This is a genomic window from Halomonas sp. BC1 (assembly GCF_002078135.1).
GTDB lineage: Bacteria > Pseudomonadota > Gammaproteobacteria > Pseudomonadales > Halomonadaceae > Vreelandella > Vreelandella stevensii.
The window spans coordinates 39,319-53,484 of the sequence record NZ_LFGS01000002.1; the positions used below are offsets into that span (position 1 = coordinate 39,319).

The 14,166-nt window shown below is 61.5% G+C and carries 13 protein-coding genes and 1 pseudogene; 8 read left to right on the top strand and 6 right to left on the bottom strand.

What is annotated here, in order from left to right:
• Nucleotides 1-69 precede the first annotated feature (69 nt).
• The 5 genes and pseudogenes from putP to B7L72_RS00355 all read right to left on the bottom strand — a co-directional run bounded on the left by putP (nt 70) and on the right by B7L72_RS00355 (nt 7,229).
• On the bottom strand, nt 70-1,560 hold the full coding sequence (gene putP / locus B7L72_RS00335; protein WP_081135106.1) for a sodium/proline symporter PutP: 1,491 nt from the start codon (nt 1,558-1,560) through the stop codon (nt 70-72).
• Between the two features lie 354 nt (nt 1,561-1,914).
• Nucleotides 1,915-5,106 (bottom strand): bifunctional proline dehydrogenase/L-glutamate gamma-semialdehyde dehydrogenase PutA, encoded by a 3,192-nt coding sequence (gene putA, locus B7L72_RS00340; RefSeq protein ID WP_081191939.1) that lies wholly within the window; start codon nt 5,104-5,106, stop codon nt 1,915-1,917.
• 269 nt (nt 5,107-5,375) lie between these two features.
• Nucleotides 5,376-6,214, bottom strand: a pseudogene (locus B7L72_RS00345) (helix-turn-helix domain-containing protein).
• 24 nt (nt 6,215-6,238) lie between these two features.
• On the bottom strand, nt 6,239-6,592 hold the full coding sequence (locus tag B7L72_RS00350; protein WP_016914253.1) for a hypothetical protein: 354 nt from the start codon (nt 6,590-6,592) through the stop codon (nt 6,239-6,241).
• A gap of 229 nt (nt 6,593-6,821) precedes the next feature.
• Nucleotides 6,822-7,229, bottom strand: a complete 408-nt coding sequence (locus B7L72_RS00355) for a CBS domain-containing protein (protein WP_081191941.1) — start codon at nt 7,227-7,229, stop codon at nt 6,822-6,824.
• Between the two features lie 150 nt (nt 7,230-7,379).
• On the opposite strand from B7L72_RS00355, the gene B7L72_RS00360 reads away from it, so the two are divergent.
• From B7L72_RS00360 to B7L72_RS00395, 8 genes are all read left to right on the top strand, one after another.
• On the top strand, nt 7,380-7,967 hold the full coding sequence (locus tag B7L72_RS00360) for a YqaE/Pmp3 family membrane protein (protein ID WP_081191943.1): 588 nt from the start codon (nt 7,380-7,382) through the stop codon (nt 7,965-7,967).
• 79 nt (nt 7,968-8,046) lie between these two features.
• Nucleotides 8,047-8,916, top strand: a complete 870-nt coding sequence (locus tag B7L72_RS00365; protein ID WP_081191945.1) for a carboxylate/amino acid/amine transporter — start codon at nt 8,047-8,049, stop codon at nt 8,914-8,916.
• Between the two features lie 108 nt (nt 8,917-9,024).
• The gene (locus tag B7L72_RS00370) at nt 9,025-9,957 is read left to right on the top strand and encodes an NAD(+) kinase (protein WP_081191947.1); all 933 of its coding nucleotides are present in this window, start codon (nt 9,025-9,027) and stop codon (nt 9,955-9,957) included.
• Between the two features lies 1 nt (nt 9,958).
• The gene (locus B7L72_RS00375) at nt 9,959-10,945 is read left to right on the top strand and encodes a metallophosphoesterase (protein WP_081191949.1); all 987 of its coding nucleotides are present in this window, start codon (nt 9,959-9,961) and stop codon (nt 10,943-10,945) included.
• Nucleotides 10,946-11,144: 199 nt separating this feature from the next.
• Complete coding sequence (locus B7L72_RS00380; protein WP_039179472.1) at nt 11,145-11,996, top strand: rhomboid family intramembrane serine protease; 852 nt, start codon at nt 11,145-11,147, stop codon at nt 11,994-11,996.
• A 25-nt stretch (nt 11,997-12,021) separates the two neighbouring features.
• Nucleotides 12,022-12,306 carry a YeaC family protein gene (locus B7L72_RS00385; protein ID WP_026001740.1) on the top strand — a complete coding sequence of 95 codons (285 nt, stop codon included), beginning with the start codon at nt 12,022-12,024 and terminating at the stop codon, nt 12,304-12,306.
• On the top strand, nt 12,290-13,156 hold the full coding sequence (locus B7L72_RS00390) for a DUF2797 domain-containing protein (protein WP_081135091.1): 867 nt from the start codon (nt 12,290-12,292) through the stop codon (nt 13,154-13,156). The genes B7L72_RS00385 and B7L72_RS00390 overlap by 17 nt, the downstream gene beginning before the upstream one ends.
• Nucleotides 13,157-13,238: 82 nt before the next feature.
• Nucleotides 13,239-13,664: a CopD family protein gene (locus B7L72_RS00395; protein ID WP_016914244.1), complete on the top strand. Its 426-nt coding sequence runs from the start codon at nt 13,239-13,241 to the stop codon at nt 13,662-13,664.
• Between the two features lie 21 nt (nt 13,665-13,685).
• Here B7L72_RS00395 and B7L72_RS00400 read toward each other — a convergent pair whose 3' ends face one another.
• Entirely contained in the window at nt 13,686-14,144 is a 459-nt protein-coding gene (locus B7L72_RS00400; RefSeq protein ID WP_016914243.1) for a DUF2231 domain-containing protein, read from the bottom strand.
• Nucleotides 14,145-14,166 lie beyond the last annotated feature (22 nt).

Sequence of the window (14,166 nt, forward strand, 5' to 3'; positions counted from 1 at the left end):
CCGCCTGCCGAAGCAGGTGGTGAGGTTGGCAAAAGGGTCAAGAGTAGGGGGTAAGAGTCATCGCCAAAATCAGCGCTCGATGTGCTGGTATTCACCGGCATCGGCGGTCATGTTGCTGACGACCAGGATGGCGATGAAGGAAGCGATGAAGCCGGGGATGATTTCGTAGACGCCCGGGCCACCCAGGAAGGAGCCGCTCCAGCCCAACGAAATCCAGATCATGACGGTGGCGGCACCGACGATCATGCCCGCCAGCGCGCCAGCACCGTTGGTACGCGGCCACATCAGCGAGAGGATGATCAGCGGACCAAAGGCGGCGCCAAAGCCTGCCCAGGCGTTGCTGACCAGCCCCAGCACCTGCGAGTCTTCATTGGAAGCAATGATGGCGGCCACGATACCCACCAGTACGACGCACACACGGCCCACCGCGACGCACTGCTGCTCGGTGGCATTCTTGTGCAGGAACAGGCGGTAGAAGTCTTCCGTCAGCGAAGAGGAGGAGACCAGCAGCTGGCTTGAGATGGTGCTCATGATGGCTGCCAGCAGCGCCGCGTACAGGAAGCCGGTGATCAGCGGATGGAAGAGCAGGTTGGCCAGCACGATGAAGATGGTTTCAGGGTCCTGGATGTCCATGCCGTTACGCACTGCGAAGGCGCGGCCCGCCAGGCCCAGCGATACGGCACCGATCAGCGAAACCAGCATCCAGCCCATACCGATGTTACGCGCTACAGGCACGTCTTCTTGTGAGCGAATGGCCATGAAGCGAACGATGATGTGCGGCTGACCAAAATAGCCCAGGCCCCAGGTCACCGCCGAAAGCCAGCCTACGAACGTCAGCCCCGTGGTCCAGGAGAGCAGCGTGGGATCGATGCTATTGAGCGTCACCGAGGCCTGTGAGAAACCACCGCCGCCGTCACCGAACAGCACTACCGCAGGCATGATGATCAAGGCCAGCATCATGATGCAGCCCTGCACGAAGTCGGTCATGCTCACGGCCAGGAAGCCGCCTACCACGGTATAGATCAGCACCACGCCGAGGGTAATGATGACGCCCATGGCGTAGTTGCTCATGTCGCCAAAGTTGTACACTCCGGTGAAGGCCGTTTCGAACAGCTTGCCACCGGCTACCAGGCCCGAGGCGGTATACACGGCAAAGAAGATCACGATCACGATGGCCGACACGGTGCGCAGTGCCAGGGCACGGGTCGGGAATCGGTTGGCCAGAAACGCCGGAATGGTAATCGCGTTGCCGTAATGAATGGTCTGCTCGCGCAGGCGAGGCGCGACCAGTATCCAGTTGAGCAGTGCGCCCACCAGCAGGCCAATGCCGATCCAGGCAGAGCCCAGCCCAGACACGAACATGGCCCCGGGCAAGCCCAGCAGCAGCCAGCCGCTCATATCGGAGGCCCCTGCCGAGAGTGCCGCGACCTGCGGGCTGAGAGTACGGCCCCCCAACATGTAATCTTCCGAGGAAGAGGTCGCTTTGCGCATGGCATAGATGCCGATGGCGATCATGAGCGCAAAATATCCAAGCAAGCTAATCCAAACACCAGTAGCCATAACACTTCTCCAGTTCGTCAGAACGGAGTCAGGTCACCTACGAAAGCCCGCGCATGCTGGCCGCTCTTTCGTACATCCCTGGCTCCGACAGCGTTAGCGCCTTGGCAGTGCGTGACCAAGGCACGTTGATCTTGTTGTTAATTCCCCTGCCGGTTCGGCGTGGCCAGTGGCTGGCCACGGCTCGAGCCGTCGAGCAGGGCGCCGGAAAAGTCATGGCGGTGTATCGATGTCGAGTTCCCTGTGCCCGGTGCACGGCCTGGGGGGACCGTGGCTGCGCAGGCAGTCACGCTATTATTGTCAACCATGAGACGGATCCTTTTCAGGAGTTCAGGTTAGTTTATGTCGATGAGCGTTCTACTCATCCCCTAGCGCCAATAGCGACGCGTTGCCACCCAGGGCGGCGGTGTTGTTGGTGATCGTCTTTTCAGTCACGAAGCGCTGCAGGTAATGCGGGCCACCCGCTTTGGGGCCGGTGCCCGAAAGGCCCTGACCGCCGAATGGCTGCACGCCGACCACTGCGCCGATGATATTACGGTTGATGTACACATTGCCTACTCGAATTTTCTGCGCTATTTCAGCGGCAAAGGATTCGTTACGGCTATGCACGCCAAACGTCAGGCCATACCCCCGTCCGTTGATGTCGTTGATCACCTTGTCGATCTCGCGGGCCTTGTAGCGCACGATGTGCAGCACGGGGCCAAACTGCTCGCGGGTCAGCGCATCGATGCTGTCGATGGTAAAGGCGACCGGGGCCACGAAAGTGCCGTGCTGTGTGTGCTCGGCGGTCATCGAGGTTTCGGCGACCAGCCGGTTCTCGCCCTTGAGCTTGTCGATATGTGCCAGCAGCCCTTTGCGCGCGTCTTCATCGATGACCGGGCCCACGTCGGTGCCCAGGTCTCGCGGGTCACCGATCCGCAGTTCGCTCATGGCGCCCTTGAGGATCTCGATGACGCGGTCGGCCACGTCATCCTGCAGGTAAAGCACACGCAGGGCAGAGCAGCGCTGCCCGGCGCTCTGGAACGCTGACTGGATCGTGTCCATGACCACCTGCTCGGGCAGGGCGGTGGAATCCACGATCATGGCGTTCATGCCGCCGGTTTCCGCGATCAGGGTTGGCAGCGGCGCGTTTTCGCGGGCGGCCAGGGCGCGGTTGATGATCTGAGCCGTATCGGTACCGCCGGTGAACACTACCCCGGTGATGCGCGGGTCGGAGGTCAGTACGCTACCCACGGTGGGGCCGTCGCCCGGCAGCAGCTGCACTACATCGCGGGGCATGCCCGCTTCGTAAAGCAGTTCGATGACGCGATGCGCGACGATAGAGGTCTGCTCGGCGGGCTTGGCCAGCACGGTGTTGCCTGCCACGGCGGCTGCGACGATCTGACCGCAGAAAATGGCTACCGGGAAGTTCCAGGGGCTGATGGCGGCAAACACGCCCTTGCCGCCCATGGACAGACGGTTCGATTCACCGGTGGGGCCAGGCAGCTCGATGGGCTCGCCGAACGACTCTTCGGCGCGCATGGCGTAATAGCGGCAGAAATCCACGGCTTCCTTGATCTCGTCCACGCCGTCGGTGAGCAGTTTGCCACCCTCCCGGGAGCAGAGCGTCATCAGCTCGGCCATGTGCTCTTCCATCAGATCGCCCAGGCGGCGAATGATGGCCGCGCGCTCGGCAACCGGCGTGGCATCCCAGCGCGGGAACGCTTCCCAGGCAGCGTCCAGTGCCTTGGCCGCCTGCTCCTTGGTGGTCCACTGCACGCTGCCCACGGTTTGGCGACGGTCAAAGGGCGATGTCACGCTGTGGGTATTGCCCGCAGCTTCGGCCACGTCGAACGCCAGCAGCGGCCGGGTGGGGTACTGCTTGTCCATGAACGTGGCCATCTTCTCCATCAGCGGGTAGTACTGGCTGCGGATATTGAGGTTGACGCCACGAGAGTTGCGGCGTTTCGCACCGTAGATGTCCTTGGGCAGCGGAATCCGCTTGTTGTAGAAGCTCTTCTGCTGGCGCAGGGTTTCGATGGGGTGCTTGCAGAGCGACTCCACCGGCACTTCGGGATCGACGATCTGGTGCACGAACGAGGAGTTGGCGCCGTTTTCCAGCAAGCGACGCACCAGATAGGGCAGCAAGTCCTTGTGGGCGCCCACCGGGGCGTAAATGCGGCAGTAGGTGCCTTTGGGGGCTCGGGCCAGGGCGGCGTCATACAGCGCTTCGCCCATGCCGTGCAGGCGCTGGAACTCGAACGGGCGGCTGTCCTGGTTGGCCAGCTCCAGAATCGTGGTCACGGTATGCGCGTTGTGGGTGGCGAACTGCGGGAAGATGCGCCCGCGAGTGTCGTCGGAGAGCAGGAACTGGGCGCAAGCCAGGTAGGCCACATCGGTACACGCTTTGCGCGTGTAGACCGGGTAGCCATCGACCCCCAGCTGCTGCGACTCCTTGATCTCGCTGTCCCAGTAGGCGCCCTTCACCAGGCGCAGCGGAATTTCGTCGCCTTGCTGGTCGGCCAGTCGGTTCAGGTAGTGCAGCACGGGCAGCGCACGCTTCGAGTAGGCTTGCACCACCAGGCCGAAGTGGCCCCATCCTTTGGCAGCACTGCTTTGGTAAATGGCGCGGAAGACCTCCAGCGAGAGCTCCAGGCGGTCTACCTCTTCGGCGTCGATGGTGACGGCCACGTCCAGCTCGCGCGCCTTGGTGACCAGCTTGATCACGGTGTCTACCAGCTCGGCCAGCACCTGCTCGCGACGGCCAAACTCATAGCGCGGATGCAGGGCCGACAGCTTGATGGACACCGACGGGGCGGGGGTCTTGTCGCCCAGCGTCTTGCAGGCTTTGCCCACCTGCTCGATGGCGCGGGCGTAGTCGTCGAAGTAGCGCTTGGCATCGGCGCGGGTGCGGGCGGCTTCCCCCAGCATGTCGTAGGAGTAGGTGTAGCCCTTGTTGAACAGCGGCTTCGAGCGCTTGAGCGCTTCGTTGATATCGCGGCCCAGCACGAACTGCTTGCCCATGATTTTCATGGCTTCCATCATCGCCCGGCGAATCACCGGCTCACCCATACGGTTGACCATGCGATTGATGAAGTGAGCAGGCTGGCCCTCTTTGGGGTGGTCCAGTTTCAGTACCTTGCCGGTCATCAGCAGGCCCCAGGTAGAGGCGTTGACCATCCAGGACTCGCTCTTGCCCACGTGGGACTGCCAGTCGGCCGGGCCCAGCTTGTCTTCGATCAAGGCGTCGGCGGTGGCGGTGTCCGGGATGCGCAGCATGGCTTCGGCCAGGCACATCAGCATCAGGCCTTCATGGGTGTCCAGGCTGTACTGCTGCAGCAGCTCGTCGATGGTGTCGACGGCGGTGTCCATGTTGCGTACTTCTCGCACCAGCGCGGCCGTGTTGGCTTCGATGCGGGAGAAGTCGTCCGAGTCGGCGTTCAGTACCTTGATCAGCTCGCTGACGTAGGCGTCCTCATCCACGATGTAGTGGTCGCTAATACGCGCCATCAGCGTATCAAGGTCGGTTTGCCAGATGGCTGGGTCACGCATTTTCTTGGCATTAAGCATTGAGGCCCCCGTAAGACAGGTCTGAAACAGGCTGCTGAAGCGAATGGCTGGATTCACTAGCGTTTAAAAACAGTGATAGCAGGGCAGGCGCCCAGTATGTTGTCGAATGTAGAGCGCGCGCCCGTCAGTTGTATGTCGTTTTCATGGCAAAACGTGTCAAATTCTCGGCAAGAAGGATCGTTTTACGACTTTAGTAGAGCGGCTGGCCACTTGCCAGCGCAGCTCTCAACGCTGCCGGGCGGTCGAGGGGGGGAGTGTCTCGTGCTGGCCTAGCGGCAGGGTGAGACCAGCGGGGCGGCAGGGGACGACCCCGAGGCTGGGTTGGACGTAGCGAGCGTAGTGCAGGCACCGCCCTGGCGTAGCTGACGGGGCGACGCGCCGTAACTGCGTCGAAAGGCATGAGAGAGGGCACTCTGGTTGGCAAAGCCGGTCTGAATGGCAATATCGGTCAAAGGCAGACGGCTTTGCAGAATCAGCTGCCGAGCGGCGTGCAGGCGCTGTCGACGCACGTATTGCCAGGGCGACAAGCCTGTCTGGGCACGGAAGCGTTCCGAGAAGTGGGCCTCGCTCAGGCAGGCCAGCCTGGCCAGGTCGGCAACGCGCAGCTCGTCGGCCAGATGGCGGCGAATGAAACGGTCGATCTGGTGCAGGTTGATGCGCCGTTGGGCAGCGGATGGCTCGGCCCCCAGGCGGGCTTTCAACGACCCCAGCAGCGTCGCGGCCAGACGGTCCTGTTGAAAGGAGGTGGCCGAATTGTCGAATCCTCGGGCCAGCTCGCTTTCGACGAAGGTCAGGTAGTGGCGTAATGCGCTGTCCAGTGCAAAAAACGCGGCGCATCGAATAGCGCCACCAGCTCACGATGCTCTCCCGTCAGTGCGGGGGCGTCTTCCGGCAGGTCCAGAATTAGCTGGCGGTTATGGCCGCTGCCGGAGTAGTAATGCTCGTGATTGGCGGGCACGATACAGCCGGAAAATGCATTGACGCGTCCGCCCAAGCCCTCGATCTCGAACTCGGAAGAGCCGCACAGGGTAATGACGATCTGGTGAAAGTCATGGGCGTGGTGGCGGGTAGCGCTCTCCAGCGGGATTTGGCGGATGGTGCTGGGCATGAAGATCTCCTCGACGACGCAAGGCTAGCGCAGCGCGGTATGGGCCGCCAGGTGGTCGCGCAGGGCCTGCAGCTCCTCCTGACCGGTGGCGTTGAGCAGCGGTTTGCCCTGGGCGATCTGCCAACGCCTGCCGTGGCTATCCATCAAGTGGGATGCGCGACGGCGTATGTTATCCAGGTATTCGTCATGCCGAATGGGGTAGCCAATGATGGTGTTCCACTCGGTTTCGCTCACCTGACTGGCCAGGGCCTTGTCGAATAGAGCGAGCAGATCCTGAGGCTCGGTGCGATAGCGCGGTGTGCTGGCGGTCATCAGCGCCAGCAGCACGCCGCCAATCACCACGACGCAAACGCCAAAGACCAGTAGATAGAGTGCCATGTCACGCTCCCTGTGTCGCGGTGAGTAGGGGAGTGCCCAGTATACGCGTACCCCGGGGAAGACGAAAATTTTGACCTTTGTGCGAACTTTTCCTCTGGGAAGTGTCTGAGTGTACAGGCAACATCGCGATGGCAGTCGCTAATAGTGTTGTTCTGGCTATTGTTTTCGATCCCTTGCTTCCGCTGCTTTTTCAAGCAGCGGTTTTTTTTGCGATCAAGAAAATATCGGCTCAATGACGGCGAATGGTCAACAGGGCGATCAGGATGTCGCGGCGGGTGACGATGCCAACCAACCGCTGTTGTTCGACCACCGGATAGATCTTGGGCTTCTTGCCCAGCATCTCCTGAGCCAGGTCGGTGATGCTCTGGTTGGGCGACGCGGTCAGCACATCCTGGCGCATCAGCTCTTTGACCAGTGGGGCTTCGTCGTCATGGTATATGCTGTCCAGTACGCGGCCAAGCACGTCCTGTTCGGAAATGAAGCCGATCAGCCGGTCGGCTGCATCGACGACCGGTGCGCCGGGCAGGCGATGCAGCGCCAGGCCTTGCGCCAGGTTGGTGATGGACGTCTCCCCCGAGACGCGGTAGCAATCGCGGGACATGATGTCGCGTACGGTATCCGGAATCTTGTTGTTCATGGGCAGTCTCCTCGAGCGTGACGCAGTGGCCGCCAGGCACGGCCAACTCTTTTACTGTAGGAGATTTAACTTGCCCTGCCTTGCCCTCATACTTCAGACATTCAACGGTTGACCATGGTCGAATCGTCAGCGACGTAGTCAGGAGCTTTTATGGACGCACGTGAATACCTCAACCGCAAGGGAGTCGGTCTGGAGCGAGAGCCGGAGCGCCCCAATACCCTGGAAGAGAAGGCCTGGGAGCGGGCGCGCGGCTCCGGTAACCAGCGCCCCAAGGCGGGTACGCCCCATGACTGGGAAGACTGGGAGCGTTTTCACGATGACCTGACCGAAGGCGTCGAGACCCTGGAGCAGAAAATCAACAAGGAAGCGCACCGCAAAGCGCTGGCCCGCGCTCAGGAGAAGGCCGAAGCGTCAGAGGCGAAGGCCCCAAATACGCAGGTCACAAACACGCCAGCCCATGCCCCGGACCCGGTAGGGCACTACACGCCGCCAGCGGTGGCGCAGCCTGCTTCTTTGAGCGCATCGCAGGCATCACCGGGGCAGCCCCCCGTGCAGGGACCGGCTGCCTTGCGCCTGGCCTATCGCGCGCTGGCCATATTGCTGCCGCCTTTGGCGGTGGGGCTGACCGATGGCGGCGGGCAGCGGGTGACCATGGCGACGCTCCTGACCCTACTGGGTTGGCTGCCCGGGGTGATCTACGCCTGGCGCTGGCTTGGCAAACATCACGCTGAGCGCTGATTTCCTCGCCGTGGCCATTGGCAGCCAACGATAACTGCGTATAATCTCCGTCAACTTTTATGTTTTTCGGGGTTTACTGATGAGCTATCTGGTTGGTGTCACGGCGCTTTGGGCCTTCTCTTTCTCCTTGATCGGCGTCTACCTGGCGGGGCAGGTGGATAGCTACTTTGCCGTTCTGATCAGGGTGGCGCTTGCCACACTGGTGTTCCTGCCGTTTCTACGGCCGGGCTTGCTGCAGGGTAAGCAGCGGCTGGCACTGATGGCGCTGGGCGCCATTCAGCTGGGCGTCATGTACACCTTCTTCTACCAATCCTTCCTGCTGCTGTCGGTGCCGGAAGTCCTGCTGTTCACCATTTTCACCCCCGTGTATATCGCCCTGCTGGATGACCTGATGTTCAAGCGATTCACGCCTATTTATCTGGTCACTGCGCTGCTGGCGGTGCTGGGTGCCGGGGTGATCCGCTACGACGGCATTGACAGCGGCTTCTGGCTGGGCTTTCTGGTCGTTCAGGGGGCCAACCTGTGCTTTGCGATTGGTCAAGTAGGCTATCGCCGTTTAGCGGCAGACCTGCCGCCCACCCTGGCCTGGCACAACGTGTTTGGCTGGTTCTTCATCGGCGCCATGCTGGTGGCGCTGCCTGCCTTCCTGCTGTTCGGCAACGTGTCAGCGCTACCCAGCACTCCGGTGCAGTGGGGCGTGCTGGCGTGGTTGGGTCTGGTGGCCTCCGGGGTGGGCTACTTCGCCTGGAACCAGGGCGCCACCCGGGTGGATGCGGGCACCCTGGCCATCATGAACAACGCGCTGGTGCCTGCTGGGCTGGTGGTCAATCTGGTCATCTGGAACCGCGATGCGGATCTGGGCAAGCTGTTGCTGGGCGCTGCCATCATGGGGGCGTCTCTGTGGCTCAACCACTGGTGGTTGCAGCGCCGCAAGATTGCCCTGGCCTGACTCAAGCTGCTGATTTTACGGCGTGGTGAGGGTCATCGCCACGCCGCCGGATTTGCCCGATACCCCATGACTCCCCATAATGTGGGCTGATGCCAGCGAGAGTCGCCCATGTCTCATACCTCAACCTCACAAACCGCCGCCGGGCGCCAGCGTCCAGCCACGCCGCCGTTCAAGACCATTGGCCTGATTGGCCGCCTGGGCAGCGACAAAGTGCTGGACTCGCTCCAGCGCTTGGTGGATTACCTGGTTGGCCATGGCTACAAGGTGCTGATCGAGGACCGTACCGCCACCGCGCTGCCGCATCATGGCCAGCCGGAAGCCAGTCGTCGCATGCTGGGCGAGCTGTGCGATCTGGTCATCGTGGTGGGCGGCGACGGCAGCTTGCTGGGCGCCGCCCGCACCCTGTGCCGCAGTGGTACGCTGATTCTGGGCGTCAATCGCGGGCGGCTCGGCTTCCTGACCGATATCTCCCCCGACGAGCTGGAACAGCGTGTGGGGGAGGTGCTGGCAGGCGAGTTCGAAATAGAAGAGCGCTTTCTGCTGGATGCCGTGCTGTACCGCAATGGCGTGGCGGTGGGTAACGGCGAAGCGCTCAACGAAGTTGTCGTGCACCCAGGCAAAGCGGTTCGCATGATCGAATTCGAGCTGTTCATCGACGGCCAGTTCGTCTACAGCCAGCGCAGTGATGGATTGATCGTCGCCACGCCGACTGGCTCGACGGCCTATGCGCTTTCCGGTGGGGGCCCCATCATGCACCCCAAGCTGGATGTGGTCACGCTGGTGCCCATGTTTCCGCATACCCTCTCCAGCCGACCGATCGTGATCGATGCCGCCAGCGAGATTCGTATACACATCGGCGAAACCAACCAGACCTACCCGCATATCAGTTGCGACGGGCTAACCCGCGCGGTGGCCAAGCCCGATGATGTGCTGGTGATCACCCGCAAACCGGAGCGCGTTCAACTGGTACACCCCTTGGGGCATAACTTCTATGAAGTGCTGCGCAGCAAACTCGGTTGGAGCCATCGGCTAGGAGATTGACATGGAGGGCTACGATCTCATTGGCGATATTCACGGCTGCGGTGCCACCCTGGCCGCGCTGCTGGAGAAGCTGGGCTACCATCAGCGCAAGGGCGTGTATCGCCACCCGCGCCGCAAGGTGATCTTCCTGGGGGACCTGATCGATCGCGGCCCACGCATTCGGCTGGCGGTGTCCATCGCGCGGCGCATGGTCGAGGAGGGCGAGGCGCATATCGTCATGGGCAACCATGAATACAACGCCCTGGCCTATATGCACCCGGCCCCGCCAGGCAGCGCCAAGCGCTGGCTGCGCGAGCATACGCCGCGCCATAATCGCATCATTCAGGATACCCTCGACCAGTATCGTGACCATACCAACGAGTGGGAAGATACCCTGGCATGGTTCAAGACCATTCCGCTGTGCCTGGAACTGGACGGTATCCGGGTGGTGCACGCCTGTTGGGACGATGAGCTGATTCGCCAGCTCCGTCAGCGTTCACCGTCTGCCCAACTGGACGACCGCTTTCTGGTGGAGTCTACCGACCCCTCGACCCAGGCGTTCCGAATTCTCGACCGCCTGACCCGTGGCCCGCACATTCGGCTACCGGAAGGCGTGGCCATCCACTCGGGCGACGGTTTTACCCGGCAGACCTTTCGCGCGCACTTCTGGTCGGCCAACCCGCAGCAGTGGGGTGATGTGGTATTCCAGCCGGATAACCTGCCGGGCGACCTGGAGACGCGGCCATTGACGCTGCAGGAGCGCGAGCGGCTCAGCTATTACGGCCCGGAGCAGCCGCCGCTGTTCATCGGCCACTACTGGTGCGAGGGCATTCCCGCCTTGCCCGCCGCCAATATCGCTTGTCTGGACTACAGTGCGGTAAAATTTGGTCGACTGGTGGCCTATCGTTGGAGCGGTGAACAACAGTTGAATGCCGATCATTTCGTCTGGATTCAAGTGCCTAGAGAAGAGCGGGCATTGCCCAAGCCCTGGGAGATCGATTTTGATTGACCCTTTTGAGCAATTATTACAATTGGTTACATAATTTTTGCAAAACTGCTGAACTAACCCTGCTGCCGGCTATCAGAGTAAGTGTTCCCTTGAATGATCCCTTGCTTTTATCCGGCGGCCCCCTCCGCCGGATTTTTTTGCGTATCCGATGGCAAACGTGCGCGTAAGCGTCATGACCACTGGTTAAAAGGAAGATGTCATGCACCCCGTCATGCTCTTGCCCCCCGATGCAGACACTCAAGCGCTGCGCAAGGCCCTATGGCATTACCGGATAGGCCATCGCATCACCGATGAAGAAGACGGCCAGCTCCTCTGGGTGGCTGACCCGCGCCAATACGATGAGCTCCGTGCCCTGGTGGCTCGCTGGGAGCGAGGCGACGAGCTGATCAGCGACGCGGCGCCACCCAAGCGCTCGCTGCCCACCCAAGGGCTGGTCGCGACTCTGCGACAAGTACCGGTGACGGCGCTGATGATTCTGATCAGTCTGGCCGTATTTGCATTGACCGGGATCTGGGGCGATCTGCTGATCGTCTCTTTGACCATCGTGCCGGTGGGTGTCTCTGGGGGGCAACTGGTCTACGGTTCGCTGCCCGATACCTTGCTCAGTGGTCAGGTGTGGCGCCTGCTGTCACCGGCTTTTCTCCACTTTGGCTGGATGCACCTGATCTTCAACCTGATGTGGGTGTGGTATTTCGGCCAGCAGATCGAACGGCGCCAGGGCAGCAAAACGATGCTGCTATTGCTGTTGCTGGCGGGCATCGGTGCCAACCTTGCCCAGTACATGACCGGCACGGTGCTGTTTGGTGGCATGTCCGGGGTCGTCTATGCGCTGCTGGCGCATGTGTGGCTGATGTCCCGGCGTGCCCCAGGCAGCGGTTTTTTCGTGCCGCAAATGCTGGTGGTCTTCATGCTGGGCTGGATGGTCTTTACCATGACCGGCATTGCAGGCACCGTGGGCTTTGGCAACGTTGCCAACGAGGCGCATTTGGGTGGCCTGCTCGTGGGGCTGGCAACCGGCTGGTATTATTCTTCCCGCTTCAAAACGCTTTGAGCAACCCGCAAAAGAGGTGCTGACCGTGAGTGACATGACGTTCGACAAGATGATTCATCAAATGACGCCCACCATCTATGAAAGCCTCAAGCAGGCGGTTGCCCTGCGCAAGTGGCCGGATGGGCGTCGCCTGACCGCCGAGCAGACCGAGCTCTGCCTGGAGGCGGTGATGCGCTATGAAATGGAAAACAACGTGCCCGAAGCCAACCGGGTGGGTTACCTGGAGCGCCGCACCTGTGGGGCGGGTGCCACGGGAGCGGGCGTCAGCCCGGAAATGGCAGGCCTGGCGCGGGATGCCACCCGTGACTGATGATTTGTTTGCCACCGATGCTACGCCGGTGCAGGGGTGTCTGCAGAAAATGGCGGCCAGTGTGCCAAGCCGCAAGGATGCCGAGGTGGTGTACCACCTGCGTGCCGGGGAGCATCGGGTTGGCCTGAACGAGCGGGTAGGGTCGTTCATACGCCTGCACTGGAGCGGGGCCATTGCCTGCACTCACTGCGGGCGCGCCACCAACAAGAGCTTTGCTCAGGGATATTGCTACCCGTGTTTCAAGCGCTTGGCCCAGTGCGATACCTGCATCATGAAGCCGGAAACCTGCCACTACTACCAGGGCACCTGCCGCGAACCCGAGTGGGGCGAAGCCCACTGTTTCCAGCCCCATATCGTTTATCTTGCCAACTCCTCGGGGCTGAAGGTGGGCATCACCCGCAAAACCCAGATGCCCACCCGCTGGCTGGATCAGGGGGCCATTCAGGCGCTGCCTATTCTGGAGGTCAATACGCGGCAGCAGTCCGGCATGGTCGAAATGCTGTTCAAGGAGCAAGTCGCCGACCGCACCAACTGGCGGGCGATGTTGAAAGGCGAGGTGGCCACGCTGGACCTGTGTGCAGAGCGAGACCGTCTGTTGAGCGTATTGGCCGATGGGCTGGCGCAACTGCGCCAGGTGCACGGTGAGGATGCCATTCGTGAACTGGATGAAACGCCTTACCACTTCCACTACCCGGTGGAGGCTTTTCCACGCAAGGTGGTGTCGCACAATTTCGATAAGCAGCCACAGGTAGAGGGTGTCTTGCAGGGCGTGAAAGGGCAGTACCTGATACTCGATACCGGCGTGATAAATCTTCGTAAATTCACGGGTTACGAGATTATCGTTAGCTAAACGGCTAGCCAGAGTGGCCAGTGTTGTCTAAGGTTAACGGAGTTATTTCTCCCCCTGCCCAATGCAACGCAAGGAAGCCGCAATGCCCTGGCTAAAATTGCTTCACATTGCCGCACTGGTTATCTGGTGCGGTTCGCTGCTTTACTTACCTGCGCTGCTGAGTCACGCCCTTCAGCTGCGCAAGGACGCTGGCTTTGCGCAGGGCTCACCGCCCATGCCGCGCTACTTCTACAACTCCGTTGCCACCCCTGCCGCGCTGCTGGCCATTGCGTCGGGCACGCTGCTGTTCCTGCTTCACGGGTTAATGGGGGGGTGGCTGATCTTCAAGCTGGCCGCGGTGGTGGTCATGGTGGCTGCCCACGGCTGTTTTGGCTGGCTGATTCTACGCCTGGAAATGGGCATCTATCGCGGTGTGAAACCCGCCAACCTGCTGGCGCTGTTGCTGGCAGTGGCGGGTATTCTGGCCGTACTGGGCTTCGTGCTGGCCAAACCACTTGATTGGAGTTAGCCGATGCCCATGAGCAGGTGGTCAGTCGACATCCACGCCCACGGCGTGTTCATAAACCAGTTGGCCGCCCAGCCAGCCGGCCAGCGCAATCAGCCCTCCGGTCAGCAGCGATACCGCCAGCCCCCAGGGCAGGATCGCGTCGGGCTCGTTGAAGCGCAGCAGCCAGTTGAACGACGCCAGCGAGAGCATCACCACCGCCACGATGGCGTGGCTCCAGCCGGTAATCAGACGCCGAATGCGCGACACCGTGACCAGATCGATGATACCGGCTATCGAGGCGACCCAGCCGCCAAAGGCACCGACGCCCGCCAGCCACAGGCCGCTGCGCATCCAGAAAGGGTCTTCGGTATACCAGTAGGCCAGGTCGCTTGCCACCAGGGCCATCAGGGCAGCAACGGGGAAGTGAATCATTACGGGGTGCAGTGGGTGGCCAGCCAAAGAGGCTCGGCTTTTGATCGAACGTTGGGGAGTTGGCGCCATGGTCACTTCCTGTGGGCAGACT

Excerpts from the sequence above, each read along its gene's own strand:
- putA (WP_081191939.1), bottom strand. The coding sequence starts at position 5,106 with ATGCTTAATGCCAAGAAAATGCGTGACCCAGCCATCTGGCAAACCGAC.
- B7L72_RS00390 (WP_081135091.1), top strand. The coding sequence starts at position 12,290 with ATGCCACCCGTGACTGATGATTTGTTTGCCACCGATGCTACGCCGGTG.
- B7L72_RS00350 (WP_016914253.1), bottom strand. The coding sequence starts at position 6,592 with ATGGCACTCTATCTACTGGTCTTTGGCGTTTGCGTCGTGGTGATTGGC.
- B7L72_RS00375 (WP_081191949.1), top strand. The coding sequence starts at position 9,959 with ATGGAGGGCTACGATCTCATTGGCGATATTCACGGCTGCGGTGCCACC.
- B7L72_RS00365 (WP_081191945.1), top strand. The coding sequence starts at position 8,047 with ATGAGCTATCTGGTTGGTGTCACGGCGCTTTGGGCCTTCTCTTTCTCC.
- putP (WP_081135106.1), bottom strand. The coding sequence starts at position 1,560 with ATGGCTACTGGTGTTTGGATTAGCTTGCTTGGATATTTTGCGCTCATG.
- B7L72_RS00400 (WP_016914243.1), bottom strand. The coding sequence starts at position 14,144 with ATGGCGCCAACTCCCCAACGTTCGATCAAAAGCCGAGCCTCTTTGGCT.
- B7L72_RS00380 (WP_039179472.1), top strand. The coding sequence starts at position 11,145 with ATGCACCCCGTCATGCTCTTGCCCCCCGATGCAGACACTCAAGCGCTG.
- B7L72_RS00355 (WP_081191941.1), bottom strand. The coding sequence starts at position 7,229 with ATGAACAACAAGATTCCGGATACCGTACGCGACATCATGTCCCGCGAT.
- B7L72_RS00370 (WP_081191947.1), top strand. The coding sequence starts at position 9,025 with ATGTCTCATACCTCAACCTCACAAACCGCCGCCGGGCGCCAGCGTCCA.
- B7L72_RS00395 (WP_016914244.1), top strand. The coding sequence starts at position 13,239 with ATGCCCTGGCTAAAATTGCTTCACATTGCCGCACTGGTTATCTGGTGC.
- B7L72_RS00360 (WP_081191943.1), top strand. The coding sequence starts at position 7,380 with ATGGACGCACGTGAATACCTCAACCGCAAGGGAGTCGGTCTGGAGCGA.